The following is a 26,862-nucleotide window of genomic DNA, read 5'->3' as shown; positions in this document are numbered from 1 at the left end:
TCGGCTGCCAGGTCGGGCCGGCCCCAGCGGGCGAGCGCCTCACCCAGCGCCTGGTCGGCGGCCCCTCGAGGGTTCGGCCCGCCGCCGTAGTAGGCCTGTCCGGGGCGTCCGAGGGGATCGAAGTCCCCTGGTGCCGCGGCGCCCTCCGCTAGAAGCCGCCGCCGAGCACGGGAGGCGGTGCGTCGTCGTCGCCCCCACCCCAGACGTCCTCGTCCTCGTCGAGCCAGGTGGTGCGTTCCTGCTCCTGACCGCCGTCCTCGCCGGCCATGCCGCCACCCATCATCGGCATCATGCCGCCCATGCCGGAGCGCGCGCCCGCCGCGCCGGGGGCACCCATGCCGCCGGCGCCGGCTCCGGTGCCTCCGACGTTGAGTGCTCCGGCCGGCGCGCCGGCGGGAGCACTGCCGTCCGCGAGTCCGCCGCCACCGGGGATTCCGCCGCCGGGAACGCCGCCGGCACCGGGAATACCTCCGCCGCCGAATCCACCACCGCCGAAGCCGCCACCGCCACCGAAGCCGCCGGCGCGCGCGGTGCTCGTACCGGTGTCGACATTGCCCGCTCCCCCGCCTCCGCGGGTCGGGTCGTCGGGGTACTTGTCCTTGTAGTCCGGAACACCGTCACCATCACGGTCGGGCAACTCGAAGCCGCCGCCACCACCGCGAGTGGGGTCGTCGGGATAGCGATCCTTGTAGTCCGGGACCCCGTCGCCGTCGCTGTCCTTGGACGGGTCGAAGGGGCTACCGCCGCCGCGGGTCGGGTCGTCGGGATAGCGATCCTTGCCGTCGGGGATGCCGTCGCCGTCGCGGTCGCCCGGGACCTCGGGTCTGCCACCATGGTTGGTCGGGTCGTCGGGGTACTTGTCCTTGCCGTCGGGGATGCCGTCGCCGTCGCGGTCGCCGGGGGTCTTCGGGGGATTTCCGCCGTCGGGAATCTGGGGGTGTCCTCCACCGCCCGGAATCTTGGGAGCACCGCCACCACCACCGGGAATCTTCGGAGCGCCACCACCGCCCCCTCCCCCACCGCCGAACTTGCCGGGGTCGGCGGAGGAGAAGGTCAGCTTCAGCCCGGACGGCGGGGTCGGCATGTGGTCGTTGGCTTCGCCGTACTTCTCCAGCAGTGTCTTGGCCGACGCCCGGCAGGTCTTCTCCTCGTTCTCGTTGAACTTGAGGTACGTCATCAGCTTGTTGTTCTCGGTGTCGTTCCTCGGCAGGAAGCCGTGACACCAGCCGTCCTCGCTACGATCGACCTGCACCTGTGCCGTGGCGTAGATGCCGCCTCCGCCGTCGTCGCCTCCGGACATCTCATCGGAGTCGTAGCATGCCTTTCCACCCGGAGGGGTGAGGATGGTCCCGTCGCCCGTGCCCTTGCGGATCTCGTACTTGATGGTCCAGTCCCACCCGAAGTCGGCCCACCACTTCACCCAGTACGGGGTGTTCCAGAACGGAGGGGCAGGAAGTCCCGAGTCCCGCTGCGTCGCGGACAGCTGGTCGTAAACGTTCCCGAAGACCTGCGCGAAGCTCTTCGAGACCGTCGCCGACTCGAAGTTGCTGTCGCTCTTCTCGCCCTCACCGCCGGGCTTGGGATACTTGCTGTCGGCCGTGTGCGCGATCTCGCGGGTGAACCGAACGATCTGCTTGACCGTCTTGCGGAACTCCTCCGCCGCGTCGCCCTCCCAGCTGCCGTTGCCGCCGTCGAGCAGCGTCTTCAGCGCCTTGTCGAGGTCGTCGGCCAGGGTGTCGGCCTGGGACCCGACCCCCTCCCACAGCGTCTTGGTGTTGTACACCGAACTGCTGGTCGGAACGGTCTTGGAATCGGTGTCGGTCTCGGGCTTCTCGGACCAGTAGTCCCAGAGCTTGCCGATGATCTTGGCGTGTTCGGTCTTCTCGAACTCGCTGGTCGGAAAATCCCCCATCACACTCTCCCTCGTCAGTGAGCCCTGAACGCTGTTTCCCTGAAGGCCTTACGGCTTCGGGGGGCTGGGCGGGTCGGCGTCCGGGTTCTTCGGATCCGTGGTCGGGGGCTTGATGTTGTCGCCCAGGATCTTGTCGATCTGGCCGACGTTGGCGTGGTTCAGCGCCTCCGCGGAGCGGTACTTGTCGGCGATCTTCCGGGTGGCCTTGGCCAGTCCGCGCAGGGCGGAGTAGAGCTCACCACAGGACTTGGCCGTGTCGGCACGCTTCTGCTCGTAGGTAGACGTCAACGTCTTGGCGCCGCCGAAGTCACCGAGCTGGGGGTAGTTGTAGTCGCCCTCCTTCGACTCGGCCATCCGCACCGCGTCCGAGGTCGTCTTGTCGTTCCATCCGTCGGCGAGCTCGTCGACGTACTTCGCGAAGGAGTCCAGGGCTCCCGGCTCGACCTTTGTCCCCATCTACGGCCACCGTCCTCGTGTGAAAGCTGGCGTACGATCCTCGCCGAACCGGGCGGAGGTGGCGCCCGTGGCGGAAGGTCGCGTGTGCGGGCGCCGGCGGGTGGCGTCCGGGAAAGAACGGTACGCGACCTGATCACCTCGGCGCAGCCGGCGACGTCGGTCTTGTGGATAACCGCTCGTTCACGGCGATCCCGCGCACTTGTCCGCCGGGAGTGGTAAGAACGCTCGCACAGGTTTCGACCACTCACGGGAGCCTCTTGATGACGCGTCGGCGCATCCGCACCTCCTCAGTACGCAGAGCCTCAGCACCCAGAGCCTCAGTACGCACAACACGAACGGCGCTGGCCGCGGGATCGACCCTCGCGCTCGCCCTCGCCGGTCTCACCGTCACCACCACCTCCGCCTCGGCCGCCTCCACCGACCTGGTGCTGAACGAGGTGTACGGCGGCGGTGGCAACTCCGGCGCGGCCTACACCCACGACTTCGTCGAACTCGCCAACCACGGCAGCGCTCCGGCGTCCCTGGAGGGGCTGTCGCTGCAGTACGGCTCGGCGTCGGGCAACCTCGGCGGTGGTTCCGCGCCCGGTTCGGGATCGCTGAAGGTCGACCTGCACGGAAGCGTGGCGCCCGGTCACACGTTCCTCGTGCAGCTCGCGCCCGGCTCCGGCGCCGGGCAGGCGCTGCCCCAGCCCGACCAGTCCAGCACGGCGATCAACCTGTCCGGCACCGCCGGGAAGGTCGCCCTGGTGCGCGCCACGTCCGTGCTCTCCTGCGGCACCGCCTGCGCCACCGACCCTGCCGTGGTCGACTTCCTCGGCTGGGGCGGCGCCAACGACTTCGAGGGCCACGCGGCGGCGGCCACGACCAACGCCACGTCCTCGGCGCGCGGCGGCGCGGACGCCCGTGACACCGACGACAACGCGGCCGACTTCGCCACCGGCGCACCGACCCCGGTCAACGCCGCCGGGGAGACCGGCGCAGGCGGCGACCCCGGTCCCGAGCCCGAGCAGGCACGCATCCCCGCGATCCAGGGCCACGGGCACCGCTCGCCCTACGACGGCAGGCGGGTCGCCACCACCGGCGTGGTGACGGCGAACAAGTTCGACGGCTACTGGATTCAGGACTCGGCAGGCGACGGCGACGACACCACGTCCGACGGCATCTACGTCTACGCCGGTGCCGCCGGAGCGAAGCCCGCAGTCGGCAGGACGGTCACCGTCACCGCGACCGTGAGTGAGTTCCGCCCGTCGTCGCGCACCGGACCCAACCTCGCGCTCACCGAGCTCACCGACTCGACCTTCACCGAGGGCGCGCGGGCCGAGCCGATGCCGGCGCCGGTCCTGATCGGGCCGAGTGGCCGGGTCGCTCCCGCGGAGAACGCCGACAGCGGCGACGGCTCCGGCAACCGGGTCGACGTGGAGACGACCGGTGACTTCCGGCCCGACCGGGACGCGATCGACTTCTACGAGACGCTGGAAAGCATGCGGGTGGAGGTGCGCGACGCGCAGGTGGTCGGGCCGACCAACAGTTACGGCGAGCTGACCGTCGTACCCGGCGGCACCACCGGTGCCCTGCCCACGCGTTCCGGCGGCGTTCGCTACGCCTCCTACGACACACCCAACACCGCGCGGCTCACCGTCGACGACGAGATCATCTACCAGCAGATGCCGGCCGCCAACGTCGGCGACACGTTGACCGGTGCGGTGAGCGGCCCGCTCTCCTACGACTACGGCACGTTCCGCATCTACCCCACCTCGGTGCCGACGGTCCGCTCCGGCGGGCTGACCAAGGAGGTCACGCAGGCACCGGCGCGCAACGAGGTGGCGATCGCGACCTTCAACGTGGAGAACCTCGATCCGACCGACCCGCAGGTGAAGTTCGACCGGCTGGCCGAGACGATCGTGCACAACCTCGCCGCACCAGACGTCGTTGCGCTGGAGGAGGTCCAGGACGACACCGGTCCGGAGTGCCCCAACGGACCTTCGGCCACCTGTGAGTCGGACGGCGTGGTGTCGGCGGACAGGACCCTGCGGATGCTGACCGACGCGATCGCGGCGGCCGGCGGCCCCGCGTACCAGTGGCGGCAGATCTCGCCGGTCAACCTGGCCGACGGCGGTCAGCCGACCGGCAACATCCGGGTGGCTTTCCTGTTCCGCACCGACCGCGGGGTGTCGTTCGTCGACCGGTCCGGCGGTGACGCCACCACCGCCACGGACGTGACCCGGCAGCCCGACGGGCAGGCGGCCCTCACGATGTCCCCCGGCCGGATCGCACCCACCGACGATGCGTGGGAGGACTCGCGCAAGCCGTTGGCCGGTGAGTTCGCCTACCGCGGGCGCACGTTCTTCGTCATCGCCAACCACTTCAACTCCAAGGGCGGCGACGAACCCCTGCTCGGGCGCTGGCAGCCGCCGGCGCGTTCGTCGGAGACCCAGCGGCACGCCCAGGCCCGGCTCGTGCACGACTTCGTGGCACAGATCCGCGCTGTCCAGCCCGACGCCGAAGTGGTCGTCGTCGGGGACCTGAACGATTTCGAGTTCTCGCGTACGAGCCAGATCCTGCAGGAGGGCCGGACACTGGTGAGCCTGCCCACCCTGCTGCCGCCGGCCCAGCGTTACTCGTACGTCTTCGAGGGCAACTCCCAGGTGCTCGACCAGATCCTGGTGAGCCCGGCGCTGATCGGCAACCGGTCGGCCGGCTTCTCCGGCCGGGTGCGTGACTACGACATCGTCCACGTCAACGCGGAGTTCGCCGACCAGGTGAGTGACCACGACCCCCAGGTGGTGCGGATCAGCCCGTGACCTCAGGCTGCCACGTCCTGCCGACCGGCTGACCGGCGTTCAGCACGCGTACGGCTGGTGGGCCCTTGCCCGGTTGAGAGCGGGGGCCCACCAGTTCAGCTGGCACACCATCTCTGCCAGCGCTGCCTCCAGGTGCTCGGGCCGGCGTGGCTCACCGTGCTCGTCGAAGGCGTCGTGGACATTGGGAATCATGACGCCGGTCCGCATGGTGGTGACATGCAGTTCGGCCATGACATTGCGCAGCTGCTCCACCGCGCGCAGGCCGCCGGAGGCGCCTCCGTAGGAGACGAAGCCGAGTGGCTTCGCGCGCCATTGTTCGTACGGGGTGTCGATCGCGGTCTTCAGCGGCCCCGGGTAACCGTGGTTGTACTCCGGCGTGACGAGGACGAAGGCGTCGGCACGGTCGATCCGCTTGGTGAACTCATCGGTGTCTCCGCCGCCGTCGAGGCGGCCGGGGAGGTCCAGTGTGGCGAGGTCGATGTGGTCGACGGTCGCGCAGGTGAGTCCGGACAGGTGCCGGAGGAACCATCGGGTCACCGTGTGGCCGATGCGGTCCGGGCGGACGCTGGCGGTGACGACGACCAGAACGTAGGGCGTGGAAGCGTCAGGCATGGTGCCCTCCTGTCGGGGACCGCAGGTCCAGGTCGGGGGAAGTGAGGCGAGTCCCGATCGGCGGGGGGAGGGTGGTCAGGAGGGCCCGGATCTCGTTCGCGTCGAGGGCGACGCCGAGATCGGCGACCAGGGTGGTGGCGTACTCCTCGTCGGTCATGGACCGGGTGTGCGTGCCGGAGCCCGGACGGTCCTCGGTGTAGTCACGGCCAACGAGCCGGCGCACCGAGAGCTCGTCCTTGCGGACGACGATGCTCTGCTGGGTGAACGGGGACAGCGGGCTGGTCGCGGTGTTGTGGTTGGCGACCTCGATGTCGACCGGGTACTGCGGCTCTTCGGTGAAGGTCAGGATGGTGGTCCAGGTGTCGACGACCTCGGTGACCCGCTCCTGGAGCCGCCAGGCACCTTCCGCGCCGCGACGAAGCCGGTACTGCCATGCGCCCTGCTGCTGGGGTTCACCCTCGGTCAGCGGCAGCGGCTCGAGGAGACCCGAGCCGAAACCCACGTCGGCCAGCCACACTTCGTCGCCGTCGTCGACGCGGAGGACCAGGTGCGAGCGGGGGCGGGGCTTCTCGAGCGGATCGCCGGTGCGGGCGAGCAGCCTGTCCACCCGGTAACCGATGCGCTGGAGCACCGCGCCGAAGAGAGTGCCGTGTTCGTAGCAGTAGCCGCCACGGCCGGCGTGGACGAGTTTGTCCTGTACCTGTGTGAGCTCGACGTCGAGGCCGCGGCCGAGCATCAGGTCCAGGTTCTCGAACGCGATGGCGGCGACGTGCGCCCGGTGCAGGCGGCGCAGGGTCGCCCCGTCCGGTGCGATCGGTCCGCGGTGGTCGATCCGCCGGAGGTAGGCGTCCAGATCCAGTGCATCCACGGGCCAGGGCACGGCCGGGTAGGCGAGGCCCCCCGGCGCGGGTGGTCGGCTGGTCATGTCGGTTTCCTTTCGGCTCGGCGCCGCGGTACGGGACCGGTGCTGGCGCGGACGACGAGCTCGGTCGGCAGGGTCACCCGGGCCGGGGTCCCCTCCGGGTCGAGCAGCATGCGGGCCATCCACCGCCCCTTCTCCCGGATGGGTTGGCGGACGGTGGTCAGCCCGGCGGAGGCCGCCACCGGCACGTCGTCGAACCCGGTGATCGACAGGTCGTGTCCGATGCGGAGCCCCTGGCTGCGGGCGATCTCGGCGGCGGCAGCAGCGAGTACGTCGCTGTCGGCGACGATCGCTGTGGGGTGATCCGAGCCCGCCAGGATCGCTGTCGTCGCAGCGTGACCGGAGGTCGTGGTGTTGCTGCCCCCGCTGAAGACGCGCAGCCGGGCGCCCGCGGGCAGGGCATCCCGTACGCCGGTCAGCCGGTTGCGCGAGTAGGGACAGAGTGCCGCCTCGTCCACCGCGCGGACCCTGCGGCCGGGCTCGGCCGGCGAGGCGACCACCATGGCGATGTCGCGGTGGCCGAGGCCGGACAGGTGGTGCGCGATCGCGCGCCCTGCCTTCTGGTCGTCGATCAGCACACATCGGGTGCCCGCGGCCTCGTAGGAAAGGACCAGGGGCAGCGATCGCTCGGCCAGGGCCCGCACTGCGGGATGGCCGTCGGTGAGCCCGTCGGCCACCGCGCCATCGATGACCGCGCGGCGTACGGCGTCGAGTGATTCGTCGACCTCGGCATCGGTGAGGCCGGCCACGACCGGCGCGAAGGGGATGAGCACCAGACTGGTCCGGCTGTGCGCCAGCGTCTCCGCGAGGCCGTCGAGCAGGCCGAGGACGTAAGGGTCGGTGAAGGCGTACGTCAGCCCGGTCGTCAGGATGACGCCGATCGCATTGGCCCGGCCGGTCCGCAGCGACCGTCCGGCGGCATCGGGTCCGGCGTAGCCCAGCTCCCGCGCCACCGCCAGGATTCGGGCCCGCGTCTGCGACGACACCCGGTCCGGACGGCTGAAGGCGTAGGAGACGGCTGCCGTCGAGACGCCGGCCGCGTCGGCAACCGACCGCAGTGTCACTCGAGTACCCATGAATCTCCGCCCGTTAATCGATTAACTCGACGACGACACTGTCCCTCGCCGGACGTTGATCGTCAAGGCGGTGGGCTCTCTTATGAACGTGATCGAGGTCCGGGGGGCGCAGCGTCTCCGGCGGCCACGGCCCGGCCGAACCGCGCCGACCACTCGCGTACCCGCTCGGTGAGCTCGGGCGGGCTGACGACCTCGAACTCCGCGCCCACCGCGCCGACGGTCAGCAACACCCACTCCAGCGAGTCGACGGTCATGAGCAGCCGGCACCGCTGCTCACCGTTCTCGCCGTTCTCGCCGTTCTCGCTGCCGAGCTGCTCCACGGTCGCCCACTGGCCGACCTTCGCGCGGACGCTGTCGGCCGGCGCGTGGACGAGCACCTCGACAGCTGTCGCGACCGAGCGGTTGTCGATCCCGGCCCGGACGAACGCCGCGGCGTCGTCCGCCGGGAGTTGGCGCGGGCGAAAACGCGTCCCGGTGCTGCGGGGTTCGGTCACCCGGTCCAGCCGGAAGCTGCGCCAGTCGTGCCGGGTGAGGTCGTACGCCACGAGGTACCACCGGCGGCCCAGTGACACCAGACGGTGCGGCTCCACCTGGCGTCCGCTCCGCTCACCCCCGTGCGCGGTGTAGGAGAACCTGAGCTGTTCCTCGTCGCGGCAGGCCTGGGCGAGCGTGGTCAGGACGTCGGCGTCCACCGTCGGCCCGCCGGTCCACGCCGCGGGCACGGTCACGGTGCGCAGGGTGTCCACCCGCCGGCGCAGCCTGGGCGGCATCACCTGGATGATCTTGGTGAGCGCCCGGACCGAGGACTCCTCGATCCCCGCGATCGCTCCCTGGGTCGCGACCCGCAGGCCGATCGCGACGGCTACCGCCTCCTCGTCGTCGATGACCAGCGGGGGCAGGGCGGCACCGGCCGCGAGCTGGTACCCGCCGTCGACTCCGCGGTTGGCGTCCACCGGGTATCCCAGCTCGCGCAGCCGGTCGACGTCGCGGCGCAGAGTGCGTACGGACACGCCGAGCCGGTCGGCGAGCTCCTGGCCGGGCCAGTACCGGTGGGTCTGGAGCAGGGAGAGCAACCGCAGCGTCCGGGAGCTGGTGTTCGCCATGCACTCAGCATGCCCGACATTGCGGTCAGTTCATGTCCGCTGAGGGCGGGGCCGGCGGCCGCGGGCGCTGGGCGTGGCGGCGTAGGGTCGAAAGCATGCCGGAGAACCAGAACGCACAGAACACCCAGACCGCGCGGACGCCGGACCAGGCGGGGGACCAGACCACAGGCCAGATCCGCAAGTCCGACGATGAGTGGCGCGCCCAGTTGTCGCCGGAGGAGTACGCCGTCCTTCGCCAGGCCGGCACCGAGCGACCCTGGACCGGCGAGTACGTCGACACCAAGACCACCGGGGTCTACCGCTGCCGCGCCTGCGGGACCGAACTGTTCCGCAGCGACACGAAGTTCGACAGCCACTGTGGGTGGCCGTCGTTCTGGTCGCCGATGGCAGGTGACCGGGTACGGCTGCTGGAGGACCGGTCGTTCGGGACGGTCCGCACCGAGGTGCGCTGCGCCCGATGCGACTCCCACCTCGGGCACGTCTTCGAGGGTGAGGGCTACGGCACGCCCACCGACCAGCGCTTCTGCATCAACTCGGTGTCGCTGACCCTCGAGCCCGACGAGGCGGCCGGGACGTCCTGAGACCGTCGAACACCGCGACGCCGAGCAGACAAGGCGCCGAGCGCACATCGGCCGGGCAACCTCGGGCCGGGCCGGCCCCCGGTCCCACAAGGGCTCGGTCAGCTCGTGGGGCGTTCGTCGGGAAGCACGGCCTGGATCTCCGCGGCGGCGGCGAGTGCTTCCTCCTGCGGCGGCTCGACGGCACGTACGTCGGGAGGAAGCTCGCCTCCGAAGACCGGTCGTACCTCGAACGCCACGTCCAGGATCTGCTCGCGGGTGAACCCGCTCGAGCGGAGCTTGTAGCACTCACCGGAGATCCGGCGGTACTCCGCCATGCGTTCCTTCCAGGCGGGGTTGGCCATCCGTTCCTCGTTGGCCTTCATCACCTCGACCAGCCGGTCGAGGGCGTTCTCCAGCCGGACCAACTGCTCCGTGCGCCGCTCGACGTTCATCGTCACCGGCGCCGCCGCCAGGTCGTCGCTACCGCCGAACACCTTCCGCAGCCAGCTCACGCCCGCTCCTCTCCCCTGCCGCTCCGCTGATGGGCCGTACGGCACCGTCACCGTGCCTCACCGGCACCTCGCACCTCACCCCGGCGCCGTCCGCCCACCCCACCTTCACACACGTGCGCGCCGGCGCGGGCCGGTTGGCGCCGGCAGTCAGGGCAACTGGTCGACGATGTCCGCGATCGGCTTGCGCCGTCCCGCGAAGAACGGCACTTCCTCGCGGGTGTGCAGCCGTGCCCTGGCGCCGCGCAGGTGCCGCATCAGGTCGGTGATCCGGTGCAGTTCGTCGGCCTCGAAGGCGAGGATCCACTCGTAGTCGCCGAGCGCGAACGACGACACCGTGTTGGCGCGTACGTCGGGGTAGTCGCGGGCCATCATCCCGTGCTCGGCCAGCATCGCGCGGCGCTCCTCGTCGGGCAGGAGATACCACTCGTAGGACCGGACGAACGGGTAGACGCTCACGTAGCGCTTCGGCTCCTCCTCGGCGAGGAAGGCCGGAATGTGGCTCTTGTTGAACTCCGCCGGGCGGTGCAGCGCCAGCTGGGACCACACCGGCGCGAAGTGGCGGCCGAGGGCGGTGCGCCGGAAGCGGTTGTACGCCTCCTGCAGGTCGTCGGCGTCGGCGGCGTGCCACCAGATGAGCAGGTCGGCGTCGGCGCGCATCCCGGACACGTCGTAGGTGCCGCGGACCACCACGTCCTTGCCGGCCAGCTGCCCGAACAGGTCCTCGACCTCCGCGGCCAGCGCACGGCCGTCGGCGCCCAGCGGCTCGCGCAGCCGGAACACCGACCACATCGTGTACCGAATCGTCTGGTTCAGGTCACGTGCCTTCGGGCGCGCGGTGCCGGTCTCTTGTCGTGGTCCGCTCATGGGGTCATTGTCCCCGCGACGGGCAGGGCGGCGAGCACCTGGGTGGCGGCCGCCCGGGCACTCGCCACGCAGGGGGCGATGCCGAGCCCGTCGTAGGCGGCGCCGGCCACGGCCAGGCCGGGGTGCGCTGCGACGCCGGCGCGGATCCGCTCGACCCGCGCCCGGTGGCCGACGGCGTACTGCGGCAGCGCACCTCCCCAGCGTTGGACGTGGGTGTCCACCGGTTCGCCCGCGATCCCGGTGGCGGCGGCGAGATCCGCACGCGCGGCGGCGACCAGTTCGTCGTCGGATCGCTGCAGGTCGGCCTCCTCCCGGTGGCGGCCGATCGAGGCGCGGACGATCACCAGGCCGGGCGCCCGCTCGGCCAGCCAGCCCCACTTGCGGGAGGAGTACGTCGCCGCCTTGATCGACCGCCGCTCCACCGGCGGGACCAGGAAGCCCGAGCCGGTCAGCTCGCCGGGCACAGCGGCGACCGGGTAGGCCAGCGCGATCGTGGCCATGCTGGCGTACTCGATCCCGGCGAGGTCCGCGGCCGCCCCCGGCGCGACCGTCTCCAGCAGCCGGCTCGCCGGGCGGGCCGGACAGGCCAGCACCACGGCGTCGGCGCGGAGCGTCGCCGGGGCGCGGGTGGGACCGGTCAGGAGTTCCCAGCCGGTGGCCGTGCGGGTCAGCGCGCGAACGGTCGTGTCGGTACGGACGGTCGCACCGGACGCCTCCGCCACCGCGGGCACGAGTCGGCCGACGCCGCCCTCCAGACCGGCGAACACCGGCGCGTCGGAGGTGGGCGCGGCCGCCTTGGCGCGGGCGGCGGCGCGCACGAGTGAGGGGTCGGTCCGCAACTGGGCCGCGAGCTGCGGGACCGTCGCCTCCAGGGACAGCTCGTCGGCGTGCCCGGCGTACACCCCGCCCAGCAGCGGCTCGACGAGCAGGTCGACGATCTCCCGGCCCAGCCGCCGTTCGACGTACTTCCCGATCGCCACGTCACCGGACAGCGGCGGCCCCGGCTCGTCGGGTTCGGCGGCGAGCCGGGCGATCGAGTCCGCACCGAGGATGCCACCACCGGCGACCGCCGCCTGCTCGGCGGGGATCCCCATCACGGTGCCCGCGGGCAGCGGACGCAGGCCGTCGTGCGTCCACACCGAGGCGGACGTGGTGGCGGGATGGCGGAGCGCGTCGCCGAGCCCGACGGCCCGGGCGAGCTCCACCGCCTCCGGACGCCGGTTGAGTATCGCCTCGGCCCCGGTGTCGACCGGAACCCCGGCGAGTTCGGTGGTGGCGAGCTTGCCGCCGACCCGGGGTGCGCCCTCCAGGATCGTCACCGTGAGGTCGGTGCGGCCGGCCTGGTGAAGGAACCACGCCGTGGCCGCACCCGCGATTCCGCCCCCGACGATCACGATCTCCCGCATACGCCCACCTTCCCAGACCGGGCGCGGGCAACCTTGCCCGGCCCGCGCGCGTCGGGACAGCACCCGCCGGGTGATCACGCCGTACGCCAGGCCGCGATCGTTCCGGTTCGTCCTTCGCGGAGGTCCACCATGACCGGCCCAGAAGCCCGCCGTCCGACCCTTCCGACTCTTTCGCTCCAGTCGCTCCAGTCGATGCGGCTTCGGCCGCTCCCACCGCGCCGTCCTGCCCCGCCGGCCCGCTCCTCGCGGTTCGCCCGTACGTGCGCACTTCTGCTGGCCGCCGTCGTCGCCCTGGCCGTGGCCGGATGCTCCGACCCGTCTGTGGAGAGTGCGGCGGGCGGCGGCTCGGCGAGCAAGGCGGACCCGGCCGCCGCGCCGGACTCCGCCGAACGGGGGGTGGAAGCAGGCACTGCCGGCAAGCCCGGCACGGCAGCCAAGGGCGGCGCCGCGAAGGCACAGCAGGCCAGTGTCGAGCTGGGCGAGCTCCGCCGGTCCATCGTCCGGACCGCGACCCTCGGCATCCGTACCAAGGACGCTCGGGCCGCGGCCCGCCGCGCCGCGTCCCTCGCCGAGGGCGCCGGTGGGTACGTCGCCAACCAGGAGAGCACCTCCGACGAGGCCAAGCCCGGGTCCGGCGCCCCCGGCACGGCGACGACCTCGACCACCGGGGTCAGCCTGGTCCTGCGGGTGCCCGTCGCGGACTTCGACCGGGTGGTGGGCGCGCTCCGAGAAATGGGAACGGTACGCACCGACTCCCAGCAGGCCACCGATGTCACCGACCAGGTGGTCGACGTGGGCAGCCGGGTGAAGAGCCAGCAGCGCAGCATCGACCGGCTGCGCACGCTGCTCGGCCAGGCGAAGACCGTGGGTGAGGTGATGCAGGTGGAGACCGAGCTCGCCTCCCGCGAGGCCGAGCTGGAGTCGCTGCAGGCCCGGGCCGCGGCCCTCGACGGCCAGGCGACCCTGGCGACGATCCGGGTCGACTTCGAGACCCCGCCGGCGGCGGGCACCGAGCAGACCGAGCACGCGGGGAGCGGCTTCCTGGCCGGGTTGCGTTCGGGCTGGTCGGCGTTCGCGGCCACCGGGAAGGCGGTGCTGACCGCGCTCGGGGCGGCGACGCCGTTCCTCGTCCTGCTCGGCCTGTGCGCGCTGGTCGTCGTACCTCTGCGGCGCCGGCTGCGGGCAAGGTCCACCCGCCCGTCGGCGCCCGCGGAGCCGACGCCTCCCCCGGCCGGCTCCTGAGCGGATAACCCGCGGGCGGCCGGTAACGGCCATAACGTGCCGTTGATCACCAAGTGGAGGCCAAGGTTCGTCACTATCTCCCTCAAGTCGGCCGGTATCACCTGGGAGGACGAATCATGATGCCTCACAATCTGCGGCGTCCGGTCCGGATCGCGACCCGGATGATCTTCGATCCGCCGATGCGGAAGCGCTACATCGCAAAACTGCGCAACATGGGCCGAAACGCTGGATCCGGCGTGCCGTGCAAGGTCTGTGCATCCGCCAACACGGTCAGCAAGAGCGTGACCTACCTGCCGAAGAACGCCACCCTGGAGGTCGTCGTCTGCCGATCGTGCGGTCACGTCGCCGCCCCCGACAACTTCAAGGACTACAGCAAGTTCACGTCCGCGAAGCAGCTCGGCAACACCCCGCGGGTGGGTTCGGAAGGCAAGCCGGGTCGGGAGTACTTCATGGCCGAGATGGCGATCGAGGCTCTGGGCCGCGAAGATCTCTCCGTCCTCGTGTGCGGTCCTGGACGCAGCATCGACTATCGGCGCATTGCCGGCCTGAAGCAGGTGAAGAAGGTCGCGATCGCCGACCTCATGAAGTTCTTCGACGACGCTGAGTGGGTCGACCTCAACTCTCCGGTCACGGCGAAGTTCGACATCGTGATCTGTTGTGAGGTCGTCGAGCACTTCACCGACCCGCCGAACGACTTCAAGAAGACCCTGAGCTATGTCGAAGACGAAGGGGTGCTGGTCTGCTCGACCAACATCTACGACGGCGGAAATCTGGAGAAGCAAAGCTATCTCTTCATCCGCGGCCACACGTCGTACTACACGCCGCAGGCACTGGCGCACATCGCCAGGGAGAACGACATGTTCGTCGACTTCCGGTTGCCCGAGGTGGCCACCACCGACGCCGGCGGTCCGCGGAAGCGCTACCTCATCTTCAGCCGCTCCCAGCAGGCGATGCAGGGTCTTGCCGTCTATTTCGGCAGCCACCAGTTCGCGCCGTCGGAGGCGAACCCCAGGCGAGCCGACAAGGCGGCGGCCAAGGTCAAGAAGTAGCGAAGGCACCGGACGCTCAGCACGCCGATCTTCTGCCCGGCTTCGGCAGAGTTTCCGGTGCGACGACCGGCATGCTCAGCCGCGGGCTGACTCGGTGTGCACGAAGTCGACCAGCCTGGCAAGGACGTCCGGATCAGTCTTGGGCAGCACGCCGTGCCCGAGGTTGAAGATGTGCCCGGGCGCCTTCTGACCGGCGGTCAGGATGTCAGCCGCCTTCTCCGCGACGATCTCCCAGGGTGCGAAGACCAGCGACGGGTCGAGGTTGCCCTGCACCACCCGGCCGTCGACTCGGTCGATGCCGGCGGCCAGCGGGACCCGCCAGTCGACGCCCACCACGTCCGCACCGGCCGCGGCCATCGCACCCAGCAGCTCGCCGGTGCCCACGCCGAAGTGGATGCGGGGCACGCCGAGCCTGCCCACCTCGGCCAGGACAGCCTCCGAGTGCGGCCGGACGTACTTGTCGTAGTCGTCAGGAGCCAGGCTGCCCGCCCAGGAGTCGAACAACTGCACCGCGGAGGCACCGGCGTCCACCTGGATGCGCAGGAAGCCCGCGGCGATCCTCGCCAGCCGTCCGAGCAGCTCGTGCCAGACCTCGGGTTGCCCGTACATCAGCGCCTTCGTCGCCGCGTGGTCCTTGCTCGGGCCGCCCTCGACGAGGTAGGACGCCAGCGTGAACGGCGCGCCGGCGAACCCGATCAGCGGCGTGCCCCCCAGCTCCGCCGTGAGCCCACGGACCGACTCGGTGACGTATGGAACGTCGCCGGGCTCGATCGGCCGCAACGGCGCCAGGTCGGCGAGTGTGCGCATCGGCTCGGCGACCACCGGACCGACGCCGGGAACGATGTCGAGGTCCACACCGATCGCCTTCAGCGGCACCACGATGTCGGAGTAAAAGATCGCCGCGTCCACGCCGTAGCGGCGGACCGGCTGCATGGTGATCTCCACCACCAACTCCGGGCGGGTGCACGACTTGAGCATCGGGACGCCCTCGCGCAGCGCGCGGTACTCCGGCAGCGCTCGCCCAGCCTGGCGCATGAACCACACCGGCGTGTGTGGCACGGACTCGCCACGGCAGGCGCGCAGGAATGCCGAGTCGGCGAGGTCGGCGTTCGTCGGCGTCAGGGTGGTGGGGCTGGTCGGGCTGGTCGGGCTGGTCGGGCTGGTCCGTGCGGTGCTGGTGTCCACAGTTTCGAAGCGTAGGCCGTCGGTCCGACAACTCCGACGGCACCGCCACCGTGTCCGCCAACGGACACGGTTCGCAGGTTTCTTTCAGTACTTGTCCGGGTATAGCCGGGATTCTCGGCGCGTCGGTCCCCAGCGCGCGGGGGTGGGCCGACGTAGGCTCTCCCGCGTGGCTGCGCGTACGGATTCGAACGCCCCGCCCGAGATTTTCCAACGGGCGCTGAGCGAGATACGTGCCGCACCCTTCCGGCCGGAGATCATCGCCGAGGAGGTGCCGGCACCGCAGCGAGTCGCGCCCTTCGCGGCCGCGATCAGCGCCGACGTCGTGGTCGACGACCTGGACCTGGCCAGCGGCCGGCTCGTACTTCTCCACCACCCCGACGGCCACGACGCCTGGAACGGTACCTTCCGGTGTGTGGCGTACGTCCGCGCGGAAATCGAGGCCGAGATGGTCACCGACCCGCTCCTCGGCGGCGTCGGCTGGTCCTGGCTGGTGGAGGCGCTCGACGCCGAGGACGCCGACTACACCGCGGCCAGCGGCACCGTCACCCGGGTGGCCTCGGAGAGTTTCGGCGGGATGGCCGACGAGCCGGCGCGGGCCGAGCTGGAGATCCGTGCCTCCTGGACACCCGTGGACGACGCTCTCGGCAGGCACGCGCTTGCCTGGGGCCGGCTGCTGTGCACCTCGGCCGGTCTGCCGACGGTCCCGGCCGGTGTCGTTCCTATCCCGGCCCGGCGGGTGAGGAGCCGGTGACGGACCAGCTCCCCTCGTCTGGACCCGCGAAGGGCGCGCCCGTTCCGCTGCTGAAGCCCCATGACGGTCTGCCACCGGTCGTCGACTCTGCGGAGGCGCTCGCCGTCACCGTCGAGGCGTTCGCCGCCGGGCACGGGCCGGTCGCCGTGGACGCCGAGCGGGCCTCCGGCTACCGCTACTCCCACCGGGCCTACCTCGTCCAGCTCCGCCGAGCGGGCTCCGGCACCGCGCTGATCGACCCGATCCGCTGCCCCGACCTGCACGAGCTCGACGCGGCCCTCGCCGACACCGAGTGGGTGCTGCACGCGGCCACCCAGGACCTCCCCTGCCTGGCCGAGCTGGGCTTTCGGCCACGCACGCTGTTCGACACCGAGCTCGCCGGCCGGCTGCTGTCCTACCCGAAGGTCGGCCTCGGCGCGCTGGTGGAGGAGCTGCTCGGCTTCACGCTGGAGAAGGGCCACTCCGCGGTCGACTGGTCCACCCGGCCGCTGCCCGAACCCTGGCTGGTCTACGCCGCGCTGGACGTCGAACTCCTGGTGGAGCTGCGCGACGTCCTGGCCGACGCGTTGGACTCCACCGGCAAGCGTGAGTGGGCCACCCAGGAGTTCGACGCGCTCGTCGGGCACCAGCCGCGGGAGACCCGGCGCGACCCCTGGCGGCGCACCTCCGGCATCCACCGGATCCGCAACCGCCGCGAGATGGCGTTCGTCCGCTCGTTGTGGACGGCGCGCGACGAGACCGCCCGCCGGCGCGACATCTCCCCCGGCCGGGTGCTGAGCGACCTCGCCATCATCACGGCGGCGAGCACCAAGCCGACCAGCCGGGCGCAGCTGGCAGCACTCGGGCCGTTCGAGAACCGCGCCGCCCGCCGTGACCTCGACCTGTGGTGGTCGGCGGTGCGGCAGGCGCGCGAGCTCGCCGACGACGAGCTGCCCGAGCACACCATGCCGTACGACGGACCGCCACCCGCCCGCGCGTGGGCCGACCGCGACCCCTCCGCGGCGGCGCGGCTGGCCGCCTGCCGGACGAGCCTGCACGCCATCGCCGACCGGTTCGAGCTGCCGGTGGAGAACCTTCTTGCGCCTGACTCGGTACGCCGGCTCGCGTGGGACCCGCCCGCCGACCCGACGCCGGAGGCGGTTGCCCAGGCGCTGCGGGAGCGGGGTGCCCGCGAATGGCAGGTCGAGCTCGCCGCGGGTGCGCTGGCGCAGGCGCTCGCCGCGCATCTGCCCGAGCCTGCCTGAGTTGCCGGTCCCACCTGAGTTGAGTCACCCCCACCTGATCTGTCGGCCTGCTTTCCCGGCCCTGCCTGACCTCACGGCCACGCGGTGTCCTCGGCTTGTCGGAGCGGGCTCGTATGCTCCGCGACGTGAACCCACGATCGTCGGAAACGTCACCCCCGGCGCACGGCCGTCCCGAGGCTGACCGGCAGCTGGTCGAGGCCGTGCGGGCAGGCCTGGCCGCGGTCGGCGACCCCGAGCGCGCGGAGCGGATGCAGGCCTACATGAAGTCGGCGATGCCGTTCCGGGGCGTACCCGCGCCGGTCCTGAAACAGGTCTGCCGCGAGGTGCTGCCCGCACACCCTGTCCAGGACCGTGCGTCCTGGGCGGCCACCGTCCGCGCCCTGTGGGACGACGCGGCCTTCCGCGAGGAGCGCTACGCCGCACTCGCACTGACCGGGCTTCGTGACTACCGGGGCTGGCAGGACGCGGGCACGCTGCCCCTCTACGAGCATCTCGCGGTGACCGGTGCCTGGTGGGACTTCGTCGACGAGATCGCCGCCAACCGGGTGGGCCCGATCCTGGCCGAAGACCCCGCGACCGTCGCTCCGGTCCTGCTCGCCTGGGCCGTGGGCGAGGACATCTGGCTGCGCCGGGTGGCGATCCTGGCCCAACTGAAGGCGAAGGGTGCCACCGACACCGCCCTCCTGCGGGCGTGCTTGGAGCCGAGCCTGGAGAGACCGGAATTCTTTCTGCGCAAGGCGATCGGCTGGGCGTTGCGCGAGTACGCCCGGACCGACCCCGCCTGGGTGCTTGCCTACGTCGCCGAGCAGGAGGACCGGCTTGCCCCGCTTTCGCGCCGCGAGGCGCTGAAGCACCATCCGCCCCCGCAGGTGGAGGGTCCCCGCGGCGGCTCGGGACCGAGGACTTGACCCGGATGCCGCGCATTCTTGTTACCAGTGAGTAGCATCAGAGTTGTCGGGCGTGTTCCGGCTACCCGGCCGGGCAGCTCGGCGGCCAACCCGGCAGTCAGGCAACGGCCAGGCACCCCAGTCAGGATGCCCGGTCAGGCACCCCCGACGGTCCGACGACGAGGAGAGCGACGTGCCCCGTGAGCTCCGTGACGTGGTCTTCGTGGACGGCGTCCGTACGCCGTTCGGCAAGGCGGGCGGCATGTACGCCGAGACCCGCGCCGACGACCTGGTGATCAAGTGCATCCGCGAGTTGCTTCGCCGCAACGCGAGCCTGCCCGCGGAGCGGGTCGACGACGTCGCCATCGCCGCCACCACACAGACCGGTGACCAGGGCCTGACCATCGGGCGCACCGCCGCCCTGCTGGCCGGGCTGCCCAAGACCGTTCCCGGCTTCGCCGTCGACCGGATGTGCGCGGGCGCGATGACCGCGGTGACCACCACCGCGTCCGGCATCGCCTTCGGCGCCTACGACGTCGTGATCGCCGGTGGAGTCGAGCACATGGGCCACCACCCGATGGGCGAGGGCGTCGACCCCAACCCCCGGATCATCTCCGAGAAGCTGGTCGACCCGTCCGCGCTGGTGATGGGGCAGACGGCGGAAAACCTCCACGACCGCTTCCCCGGCATCACCAAAGAGCGCGCCGACGCCTACGCCGCGGCCAGCCAGCGCAAGCTGGCCAAGGCGTACGCCGACAACACCATCCAGCCCGACCTGGTGCCGATCGCGACGCGCAGCACCGAGGAGGGCTGGGGATTGGCCACGGTCGACGAGCCGCCCCGCCCGGACACCACCGTCGAAGGACTCGCCCAGCTGCGCACGCCGTTCCGCCCGCACGGCCGGGTGACGGCGGGCAACGCCGCCGGCCTCAACGACGGCGCCACCGCCTGCCTGCTGGCGTCGGAGGAGGTCGCGAAGGAGCTGGGGCTCACGCCGAAGATGCGGCTTGTCGCCTACTCCTTCGTCGGGGTGGAGCCGGAGGTGATGGGTGAAGGGCCCATCCCCGCCACCGAGAAGGTGCTCGCCAAGGCCGGCCTGACGATGGACGACATCGGGCTGATCGAGATCAACGAGGCGTTCGCCGTGCAGGTGCTGGCGTTCTGCGACCACTTCGGCCTGCGTGAGGACGACCCGCGGCTCAACCCCTACGGCGGCGCGATCGCCGTCGGGCACCCGCTGGCCTCCAGCGGGGTGCGGCTGATGCTGCAGCTGGCGCGGGAGTTCGAGGACCGTCCGGACGTGCGCTACGGCCTCACCACACTGTGCGTCGGTATCGGCATGGGCGGCAGCGTCATCTGGGAGAACCCCCACTGGCAAGGCGCCGCGTGAGCGGGCACCACGACCGAAGCGCTTCAGGAGGCACCGTGACCAGCCCGACCGCCCTGACCCGGGACTTCGCCGACGTCTTCCCCGACGAGGTGGTCACGCACGCGCACGTGCGTGACGTCGACCTTCCGTACGGCGCCGGAACGATGGCTTTGATCACCATCGACAACGGGCTCGACCACACCCGGCCCAACTCGTTCGGGCCGAAGGGACTGGCCGAGCTGGACGCGGCCATCGAGTCCGCGCTCGCCCGCGAGGACGTAGCGGCGATCGGCATCACCGGCAAGCCGTTCATCCTCGCCGCGGGCGCCGACATCAGCGGCATGCCCAGGATCACGCGGCGCGAGCAGGCCAAGGAGATCGCGCGGTACGGCCACGAGGTGTTCGGCAAGCTCGACGACGGCCGCAAACCGTCGTTCGGGTTCGTCAACGGCCTGGCGATCGGCGGCGGCCTGGAGGTCGCGCTCAACTGCACCTACCGCACGGTCATCGCCTCGGCGCCGGCGGTGGCGTTCAGCGAGTGTTTCCTCGGCATCCTGCCCGGCTGGGGCGGCACCTGGCTGCTGCCCAACCTCGTCGGCGCCGACCGCGCGGTGAAGGTGATCATCGAGAACGCGCTGAACAACAACCGCATGCTGCGGGGACCGCAGGTGCAGCCGCTCGGCATCGCCGACGCGACGTTCGAGGGCGCCGACTTCCTCGAACGCTCCCTCGACTGGGCGGGTCAGGTGCTCACCGGGCGGACCCAGGTGGAGCGGGCGCCGGTCGACCGGGGCGAGGCGTGGGACGCGGCCGTCGCCCGCGGCCGCGCGTTCGTCGACGCGAAGCTGCACGGCGCGGCGCCGGCAGCGCAGCGTGCCCTCGACATCATCGAGGCGGCGAAGACCTGCTCCAAGGAGGAGGGTTTCGCCCTGGAGGACGACGCCCTGGCCGACCTGCTGATGAGCGAGGAGTTCCGGTCCGGGCTGTACGCGTTCGACCTGGTGCAGCGGCGCGCGAAGAAGCCGGTCGGCGTTCCGGACAAGTCGCTGGCCCGGCCGGTGACGAAGGTCGGCATCGTCGGCGCGGGCCTGATGGCCAGTCAGCTGGCGTTGCTGTTCGCCCGCCGGCTGCTGGTACCCGTGGTGCTCACCGACATCGACGACGAGCGGGTCGAGAAGGGCATGTCGTACGTCCGCGGCGAGGTGGACAAGCTGGCCGCCAAGGGCCGGGTCAGTGGTGACCAGGCCAACCGGATCAAGGCACTGGTCAGCGGGTCCACCGACAAGACCGTCTACGCCGACTGCGACTTCGTGCTCGAGGCCGTCTTCGAGGAGATGAAGGTCAAGCAGCAGGTGTTCGCCGAACTGGAGGGGATCGTCTCGCCCGAGTGCGTCCTCGCCACCAACACCTCGTCGTTGTCGGTCACCACGATGGCGAGCAAGCTGGCCCATCCCGAACGCGTGGTCGGGTTCCACTTCTTCAACCCGGTGGCGATCCTGCCGCTGCTGGAGGTCGTCCGCGGGCAGCGTACCGACGACGCCAGCCTGGCCACTGCGTTCGCCACCGCCAAGGGCCTGAAGAAGAACGCGATTCTGGTCAAGGACGCTCCGGCGTTCGTCGTCAACCGCATCCTGACGAGGTTCATGGGCGAGGTGACCCGCTGCGTCGACGAGGGAACGCCGGTGGAGGTCGCGGACCAGGCAGTTCTTCCGCTCGGCCTGCCGATGACGCCGTTCGTGCTGCTGCAGTTGGTCGGCCCGGCGGTCGGGCTGCACGTGGCCGAAACCCTGCACGAGGCGTTCCCCGACCGGTTCTACGTCTCCCCCAACCTGCAGCGGCTGGTCGCGGCGAACAAGCCCGGCCTGTGGTCGTGGGATGCCCAGGGAAAGCCGTACCTCGACGACGACACCCGCGCCCTGCTCGAGCAGGGCGACCAGCCGTCCACCGCGGAGCAGGTACGCGAGCGCGCGATGGCGGCGGTAGCCGACGAGGTACGCCGGCTGCTGGACGACGGCGTTGTCGCTGACGCACCCGACGTCGACCTCGCGATGCTTCTCGGCGCGGGCTGGCCGTTTCACCTGGGCGGCATCACGCCCTACCTCGACCGCAGCGGGATCGCCGAGCGGGTCGGCGGACGGCGCTTCCTCCCGGCGGGGGTCGCCAGCCTGCCGGTCTGATCGTCGTACGACCAACTCACGATCCGGCCGACGAGCTGCCCTGCGACCGGCGCGGCGACCGGGACCGGGACCCCGCGACCGGCCCGGCGACCGGTTCGGCGAATCCGGATCCGCAGCCGGGTCTCTCGACGAGACGCTCCACCCTGCCGACGCGGGCCGCACCACTGGTGCGGCCCGCGTCATTTCGTTCGCACGAAGGATGGGGCGCGCCCGATGTCGAGCGGCTCGGCCTCGCGGGCCGTTGATCGCGTGAACCGCCGGCCCAACAGCAAGCCATTCAGCCGGGTCCAGCACCTCCGCAGCATTCTTCCGCGGAAGAAATCATCACCGACAGCGCCGGGGAACCGACCGCAGCACGCGTGGTCACCGCTCGGGGATTGGACGCCGCTGCCGGGGCGATTCTTCCGCGGAAGAATGCCGCAGCCGAACCGGGCCGACGTCACGTCCGCCGATACCAGGTCGACCGCCAGAAGCGGGCGACGACAGCTGTGTCGGGACCCGGGCATTCGTCCGCGGAAGTCGCCCTAGCTACAGCCGAAGCCGGGCCGAGGTCACATCTACCGGTCCCGGTCGACCGCCGGAAGCGGGCAGGGGCTGATGTGTCGAGACCGGGCATTCTTCCGCGGAAGAATGCCGGCGTTCTTGCGGCCCCGAGCCAACCTGACGACGGTCAGGGTAATGCGAAGGGTTCCGGTGGTTGGAGACCCCGCAGGTCTTCACTCTTCTGGCTGGGGTGCGCCTGCTCGCCGGGAGGTCCGCTTGGCGGCGCGGGAATTCTTCCGCGGAAGAATCGGGGCCGCCTCCCAGGGATCACCTGACGGACCGATTGATCCGCCCGAGGCGGGAGAAGCAGCAGCCGGATTCTTCCGCGGAAGAATCCGTGCGCTGCCTGCCCAGGCCCGAGAACCAGTTGATCGCCCGGGGCGGGTACGCGGGACGGCACCATCGGGCCCCGGAGTTCTTCCGCGGAAGAATCGCCCGCGCGGATGCACGGCAGAGGAATCCGACTACGTCCGACTCGACGGCGAAGACGCCAGGTTCTACGCGACGGCAGTTCAACGGCGAGCTGGGAAGACTTGTGGGTGTCATAGGCCCCATAAGTCTTCCCAGCTCGCCCCGATCCCGAAGCCAGCTCCACCGCAAGGCAGCTCCCCCCCAAGACAGCCCAGCTGGAACTAGCGCCTGCCTGCGCGGCCTCCCTTGCCACCGGCCTCGACGTTGCCGGTCACCAGCCGGGACCGCCGACGGCCGTAGGCGAAGTAGATGACCAGGCCGATCGCCATCCACACCAGGAACCGCAGCCAGGTCTCCACCGCGAGGTTGAGCATGAGGTAGAAGCACACCAGCGCCGAGACGATCGGCAGCACCGGCACCAGCGGCGTGCGGAAGCCGCGCTGGAGGTCGGGTCGGGACCTGCGCAGGACGAGCACACCGATGCTGACCAGGATGAACGCCGCCAGGGTTCCGACGTTGACGAGTTCGGCCAGCACGTCGATCGAGGTGAAGGCCGCGAGCAGCGCCGCCGCGATGCCGACCACGATGGTGACGACGTAGGGCGTACGGAACCTGGGGTGGACCTTGGCGAACACCGGCGGCAGCAGGCCGTCGCGGGCCATCGCGAACGCGACCCGGCTCTGCCCGAGCAGCAGGATCATCACCACCACGATGATCCCGACCGCGGCGCCGACGGAGATGATCCTGGCCAGCGCGGGGTGGCCGGCGTGGGTCATGGCGGTGGCCAGCGGCGCGGCGTCGGCGGGGTCGATCTTCTTGTAGCTCTGGATGCCGGTCACCACGAGGCTGACGGTGACGTAGAGGACGGTGCAGATCGCCAGCGAGGCGATGATTCCGATCGGCAGGTTGCGCTGCGGCTTGCGGGTCTCCTCAGCGGTGGTGGCCACCACGTCGAAGCCGATGAACGCGAAGAACACGACCGCCGCGCCGCTCACCACTCCGGCCCAGCCGAACGATCCCGGCTGCATGCCGAACAACACCTGGATCAGCGGCTCGGTGAGGCTGCCGCCGCCGCCCTTGGTGGGCTGGCTCGGCGGTACGAACGGCGTCAGGTTGGCGGCCTTGACGAAGAAGATGCCGGCCAGCACGAACAGCAGCGCCACGCCCACCTTGATCGCGACGGCGACCTGGTTGATCCGGCTGGACAGCTTGATGCCGATGACGAGCACCGCGGTCAGCGCCAGGACGAGCAGCCCGGCCGGGAGGTTCATGAACCCGTCCTTGGTGTTGGCCACCGCCGCGGGTATCTGCAGCGGCGTACCCTGCAACGCGCTCGCGAGATATCCCGACCAGCCACTGGACACCGCCGCGGCGCCGACGAAGAACTCCAGGATGAGGTCCCAGCCGATGATCCACGCGATCAGCTCGCCGAGAGTGGCGTAGGAGAAGGTGTACGCCGAACCGGCCACCGGAACGGTCGAGGCGAACTCCGCGTAGCACAGTGCCGCCAGCCCGCACGCCACCGCGGCGATCACGAACGACAGCGCCACCGCGGGGCCGGCGTACGTCGCCGCGGCCGTACCGGTGAGCACGAACAGACCGCCGCCGATCGTGACACCGACCCCGAAGACGGTGAGGTCGAGCGCACCGAGGTTCTTCTTCAGCCGGTGCTCTGGCTCCTCGGTGTCGGAGATGGCCATTTCGACCGGCTTGGTGCGCATGACCGACGTCGACCCGCGCGGATCCTGAGAATTCATCGCACCAAGGTAGAGGACCGGACCTTGGTCGGCCAGCGGGGTCCCCCCGGCCATCAGCGCAGGTCAGCGGACAGATGCGGGTGGTTACCCGCGTGACACCGCGTCGTGATCGTCCGTCACCAGAGCGGCGTCGTCGGCATGTGCCATGCGCTCGACGATGTCGCGGGCGAGGTCCTGGGCACCGAGTCCCATCTCCGCCAGTAACTGGGGCCGCTTGTCGTGATCCAGGAACCGCTGGGCGATGCCGGCGACGTGCAGCGGCGTGCCGACCCGGGCGTCGGACAGGGCCAGCCCGAGAGCTGCGCCGCACCCGCCTACCCGGCCGCTGTCCTCCAGCGACACCACGAGCCGGTGGGTGCGGGCGAGGTCGACCAGGACGGGATTGACCGGCTTCACCCAGCGCGGGTCGACGACGGTGACGCCGATGCCCTGACCGGTGAGCCGGGCGGCCACCTCGACTCCGGTGGCCGCCATCGAGCCGACGCAGACGAGCAGGACGTCGGTGTCGCCCTCGCGGACCAGGACGTCCACACCGTCCCGGCGTTCGAGAGCGGGCAGGTCGTCGGGCAGCGCACCCTTGGGGAACCGCAGCACGGTCGGTGCGTCGTCGACCGCGACCGCCTCGCGGAGCAGCTCGCGCAGCCGGGCACCGTCGCGCGGAGCGGCGAGCCGCAGGCCGGGTACGACCTGCAGGATCGACATGTCCCACATGCCGTTGTGGCTCGGGCCGTCCTCACCGGTCACGCCGGCCCGGTCGAGCACGAACGTCGCGCCGCACCGGTGCAAGGCGACGTCCATCAGCATCTGGTCGAACGCGCGGTTGAGGAACGTGGAGTAGATCGCCACCACCGGGTGCATTCCGCCCATTGCCAGACCGGCCGCCGACGTCACGGCGTGCTGCTCGGCGATACCCACGTCGAAGGACCGCTCGGGGAACTCGCGGGCGAACGCGTCCAGCCCCGTCGGGTGCTGCATGGCGGCGGTGATGGCCACGATGTCGGGGCGCTCCCGGCCCAGCTCGACCAGATCGTCGCGGAAGACGTTGGTCCACTTCGCGCCCGGCGCGGCCACGGGAGTGCCGGTCAGCGGGTCGAACGCGCCCGAGGGGCTGTGGAAGCAGTCGGCCTCGTCCTGCTCGGCGATGTCGTACCCGAAGCCCTTGCGGGTCACGCAGTGCACGATGACGGGCCCGCCGAAGTTCTTCGCCTGCTCCAGGGCGTGCTCGACGAGTTCGCGGTCGTGGCCGTCCACGGGTCCGACGTACTTCATCCCGAGGTCCTCGAACAGTCCCTGCGGCGCCATCACATCCTTGAGCCCGCGCTTGATGCCGTGCAGAACGTCGTAGAGCGGCGGCCCGACCAGCGGGGTGCGGCTCAGTGAGCGCTTGACGAGGTCCAGGACGCGTTCGTAGCGGGGGTCGGTGCGCAGGGCGGTGAGGTGGTCGGCGATGCCGCCGACGGTCGGGGTGTAGGAACGCCCGTTGTCGTTGACCACGATCACCAGCGGCCGGTCGTTGGCACCGGCGATGTTGTTCAGCGCCTCCCAGGCCATCCCGCCGGTCAGGGCGCCGTCGCCGATCACCGCGACGACGTGCCGGTCCTCACCGCGCAGTTGGTAGGCCTTCGCCAGGCCGTCGGCGTACGACAGGGAGGCCGAGGCGTGGGAGTTTTCCACCACGTCGTGCTCGGACTCCGCCCGGCTGGGGTAACCCGACAGGCCGCCCTTCTGGCGGAGCAGGTCGAATCCCTCCTGGCGGCCGGTGAGCATCTTGTGCACGTAGGCCTGGTGGCCGACGTCGAAGATGATCCGGTCCCGGGGGGACTCGAAGACCCGGTGCAGGGCGAGGGTGAGCTCGACGATGCCGAGGTTGGGGCCCAGGTGGCCGCCGGTGCGGGAGACCTTGGCCACCAGGAAGTCGCGGATCTCGCGGGCGAGGGTGGTGAGCTGCTCGTCGGACAGAGCGTTGAGGTCGGCTGGTTCCCGTACCTTCTCGAGCACACCCATGCCAGCTACCTCCCACGCG

General features: G+C 70.9%; 21 protein-coding genes. 9 read left to right on the top strand and 12 right to left on the bottom strand.

Features of this window, described 5'->3' with window-relative positions; genetic code table 11:
- Positions 1-148: 148 nt before the first annotated feature.
- Positions 149-1,912 (bottom strand): hypothetical protein, encoded by a 1,764-nt coding sequence (locus ABZV93_RS27155; RefSeq protein ID WP_354941472.1) that lies wholly within the window; start codon positions 1,910-1,912, stop codon positions 149-151.
- Between the two features lie 48 nt (positions 1,913-1,960).
- Entirely contained in the window at positions 1,961-2,368 is a 408-nt protein-coding gene (locus ABZV93_RS27150; protein WP_354941470.1) for a hypothetical protein, read from the bottom strand.
- 260 nt (positions 2,369-2,628) lie between these two features.
- Here ABZV93_RS27150 and ABZV93_RS27145 point away from each other — a divergent pair, with 260 nt between their 5' ends.
- Entirely contained in the window at positions 2,629-5,169 is a 2,541-nt protein-coding gene (locus ABZV93_RS27145; RefSeq protein ID WP_354941468.1) for an endonuclease/exonuclease/phosphatase family protein, read from the top strand.
- Between the two features lie 39 nt (positions 5,170-5,208).
- Here ABZV93_RS27145 and ABZV93_RS27140 read toward each other — a convergent pair whose 3' ends face one another.
- The 4 genes from ABZV93_RS27140 to ABZV93_RS27125 form a co-directional block, all read right to left on the bottom strand.
- A complete protein-coding gene (locus ABZV93_RS27140; protein ID WP_354941466.1) occupies positions 5,209-5,781 on the bottom strand; it encodes an NAD(P)H-dependent oxidoreductase in 573 nt (190 codons plus the stop codon).
- Positions 5,774-6,706, bottom strand: coding sequence for an arylamine N-acetyltransferase (locus tag ABZV93_RS27135; protein ID WP_354941464.1), 933 nt, complete (start codon positions 6,704-6,706; stop codon positions 5,774-5,776). The genes ABZV93_RS27140 and ABZV93_RS27135 overlap by 8 nt, the downstream gene beginning before the upstream one ends.
- Entirely contained in the window at positions 6,703-7,779 is a 1,077-nt protein-coding gene (locus ABZV93_RS27130; RefSeq protein WP_354941462.1) for a LacI family DNA-binding transcriptional regulator, read from the bottom strand. The genes ABZV93_RS27135 and ABZV93_RS27130 overlap by 4 nt, the downstream gene beginning before the upstream one ends.
- Before the next feature lie 80 nt (positions 7,780-7,859).
- Positions 7,860-8,882 carry a YafY family protein gene (locus tag ABZV93_RS27125; RefSeq protein WP_354941460.1) on the bottom strand — a complete coding sequence of 341 codons (1,023 nt, stop codon included), beginning with the start codon at positions 8,880-8,882 and terminating at the stop codon, positions 7,860-7,862.
- Positions 8,883-8,977: 95 nt separating this feature from the next.
- Between ABZV93_RS27125 and msrB the strand changes: the two genes are divergently transcribed.
- Positions 8,978-9,463, top strand: coding sequence for a peptide-methionine (R)-S-oxide reductase MsrB (gene msrB, locus ABZV93_RS27120; RefSeq protein WP_354941458.1), 486 nt, complete (start codon positions 8,978-8,980; stop codon positions 9,461-9,463).
- A gap of 98 nt (positions 9,464-9,561) precedes the next feature.
- Here the strand turns inward: msrB and ABZV93_RS27115 are convergent, their stop codons facing one another.
- From ABZV93_RS27115 to hemG, 3 genes are all read right to left on the bottom strand, one after another.
- On the bottom strand, positions 9,562-9,954 hold the full coding sequence (locus ABZV93_RS27115) for a hypothetical protein (protein ID WP_354941456.1): 393 nt from the start codon (positions 9,952-9,954) through the stop codon (positions 9,562-9,564).
- Positions 9,955-10,101: 147 nt separating this feature from the next.
- Entirely contained in the window at positions 10,102-10,818 is a 717-nt protein-coding gene (gene hemQ / locus ABZV93_RS27110) for a hydrogen peroxide-dependent heme synthase (protein ID WP_354941454.1), read from the bottom strand.
- A complete protein-coding gene (gene hemG / locus ABZV93_RS27105) occupies positions 10,815-12,224 on the bottom strand; it encodes a protoporphyrinogen oxidase (RefSeq protein WP_354941452.1) in 1,410 nt (469 codons plus the stop codon). Before hemG ends, hemQ begins: the two co-directional genes overlap by 4 nt.
- A 192-nt stretch (positions 12,225-12,416) precedes the next feature.
- Between hemG and ABZV93_RS27100 the strand changes: the two genes are divergently transcribed.
- Complete coding sequence (locus ABZV93_RS27100) at positions 12,417-13,466, top strand: DUF4349 domain-containing protein (protein ID WP_354941450.1); 1,050 nt, start codon at positions 12,417-12,419, stop codon at positions 13,464-13,466.
- A 53-nt stretch (positions 13,467-13,519) separates the two neighbouring features.
- Entirely contained in the window at positions 13,520-14,515 is a 996-nt protein-coding gene (locus ABZV93_RS27095; RefSeq protein ID WP_354941448.1) for a methyltransferase domain-containing protein, read from the top strand.
- 75 nt (positions 14,516-14,590) lie between these two features.
- Here the strand turns inward: ABZV93_RS27095 and hemE are convergent, their stop codons facing one another.
- Positions 14,591-15,637: a uroporphyrinogen decarboxylase gene (hemE, locus tag ABZV93_RS27090; RefSeq protein WP_354941474.1), complete on the bottom strand. Its 1,047-nt coding sequence runs from the start codon at positions 15,635-15,637 to the stop codon at positions 14,591-14,593.
- Between the two features lie 229 nt (positions 15,638-15,866).
- Here hemE and ABZV93_RS27085 point away from each other — a divergent pair, with 229 nt between their 5' ends.
- From ABZV93_RS27085 to ABZV93_RS27065, 5 genes are all read left to right on the top strand, one after another.
- Positions 15,867-16,451 (top strand): DUF3000 domain-containing protein, encoded by a 585-nt coding sequence (locus ABZV93_RS27085; RefSeq protein WP_354941446.1) that lies wholly within the window; start codon positions 15,867-15,869, stop codon positions 16,449-16,451.
- Positions 16,448-17,695, top strand: a complete 1,248-nt coding sequence (locus ABZV93_RS27080) for an HRDC domain-containing protein (protein WP_354941444.1) — start codon at positions 16,448-16,450, stop codon at positions 17,693-17,695. Before ABZV93_RS27085 ends, ABZV93_RS27080 begins: the two co-directional genes overlap by 4 nt.
- 125 nt (positions 17,696-17,820) lie before the next feature.
- On the top strand, positions 17,821-18,603 hold the full coding sequence (locus tag ABZV93_RS27075; protein WP_354941442.1) for a DNA alkylation repair protein: 783 nt from the start codon (positions 17,821-17,823) through the stop codon (positions 18,601-18,603).
- A 172-nt stretch (positions 18,604-18,775) separates the two neighbouring features.
- The gene (locus ABZV93_RS27070; protein WP_354941440.1) at positions 18,776-19,972 is read left to right on the top strand and encodes a thiolase family protein; all 1,197 of its coding nucleotides are present in this window, start codon (positions 18,776-18,778) and stop codon (positions 19,970-19,972) included.
- Between the two features lie 35 nt (positions 19,973-20,007).
- Complete coding sequence (locus ABZV93_RS27065; RefSeq protein WP_354941438.1) at positions 20,008-22,128, top strand: 3-hydroxyacyl-CoA dehydrogenase NAD-binding domain-containing protein; 2,121 nt, start codon at positions 20,008-20,010, stop codon at positions 22,126-22,128.
- Positions 22,129-23,303: 1,175 nt separating this feature from the next.
- Here ABZV93_RS27065 and ABZV93_RS27060 read toward each other — a convergent pair.
- Both ABZV93_RS27060 and dxs read right to left on the bottom strand, forming a co-directional pair.
- Entirely contained in the window at positions 23,304-24,839 is a 1,536-nt protein-coding gene (locus ABZV93_RS27060) for an amino acid permease (protein ID WP_354941436.1), read from the bottom strand.
- Positions 24,840-24,923: 84 nt separating this feature from the next.
- Positions 24,924-26,843: a 1-deoxy-D-xylulose-5-phosphate synthase gene (gene dxs, locus ABZV93_RS27055; protein ID WP_354941434.1), complete on the bottom strand. Its 1,920-nt coding sequence runs from the start codon at positions 26,841-26,843 to the stop codon at positions 24,924-24,926.
- Positions 26,844-26,862 lie beyond the last annotated feature (19 nt).

Source organism: Actinopolymorpha sp. NPDC004070 (assembly GCF_040610475.1).
Classification (GTDB): Bacteria; Actinomycetota; Actinomycetes; order Propionibacteriales; family Actinopolymorphaceae; genus Actinopolymorpha.
The sequence above is the reverse complement of the archived record's forward strand: the minus strand, read 5'-3'. Positions and strand labels throughout refer to the sequence as shown.

Excerpts from the sequence above, each read along its gene's own strand:
- hemQ (WP_354941454.1), bottom strand. The coding sequence starts at position 10,818 with ATGAGCGGACCACGACAAGAGACCGGCACCGCGCGCCCGAAGGCACGT.
- ABZV93_RS27060 (WP_354941436.1), bottom strand. The coding sequence starts at position 24,839 with ATGAATTCTCAGGATCCGCGCGGGTCGACGTCGGTCATGCGCACCAAG.
- ABZV93_RS27145 (WP_354941468.1), top strand. The coding sequence starts at position 2,629 with ATGACGCGTCGGCGCATCCGCACCTCCTCAGTACGCAGAGCCTCAGCA.
- ABZV93_RS27100 (WP_354941450.1), top strand. The coding sequence starts at position 12,417 with ATGCGGCTTCGGCCGCTCCCACCGCGCCGTCCTGCCCCGCCGGCCCGC.
- ABZV93_RS27125 (WP_354941460.1), bottom strand. The coding sequence starts at position 8,882 with ATGGCGAACACCAGCTCCCGGACGCTGCGGTTGCTCTCCCTGCTCCAG.
- dxs (WP_354941434.1), bottom strand. The coding sequence starts at position 26,843 with ATGGGTGTGCTCGAGAAGGTACGGGAACCAGCCGACCTCAACGCTCTG.
- hemG (WP_354941452.1), bottom strand. The coding sequence starts at position 12,224 with ATGCGGGAGATCGTGATCGTCGGGGGCGGAATCGCGGGTGCGGCCACG.
- ABZV93_RS27130 (WP_354941462.1), bottom strand. The coding sequence starts at position 7,779 with ATGGGTACTCGAGTGACACTGCGGTCGGTTGCCGACGCGGCCGGCGTC.
- msrB (WP_354941458.1), top strand. The coding sequence starts at position 8,978 with ATGCCGGAGAACCAGAACGCACAGAACACCCAGACCGCGCGGACGCCG.
- ABZV93_RS27150 (WP_354941470.1), bottom strand. The coding sequence starts at position 2,368 with ATGGGGACAAAGGTCGAGCCGGGAGCCCTGGACTCCTTCGCGAAGTAC.
- ABZV93_RS27155 (WP_354941472.1), bottom strand. The coding sequence starts at position 1,912 with ATGGGGGATTTTCCGACCAGCGAGTTCGAGAAGACCGAACACGCCAAG.
- ABZV93_RS27140 (WP_354941466.1), bottom strand. The coding sequence starts at position 5,781 with ATGCCTGACGCTTCCACGCCCTACGTTCTGGTCGTCGTCACCGCCAGC.
- ABZV93_RS27135 (WP_354941464.1), bottom strand. The coding sequence starts at position 6,706 with ATGACCAGCCGACCACCCGCGCCGGGGGGCCTCGCCTACCCGGCCGTG.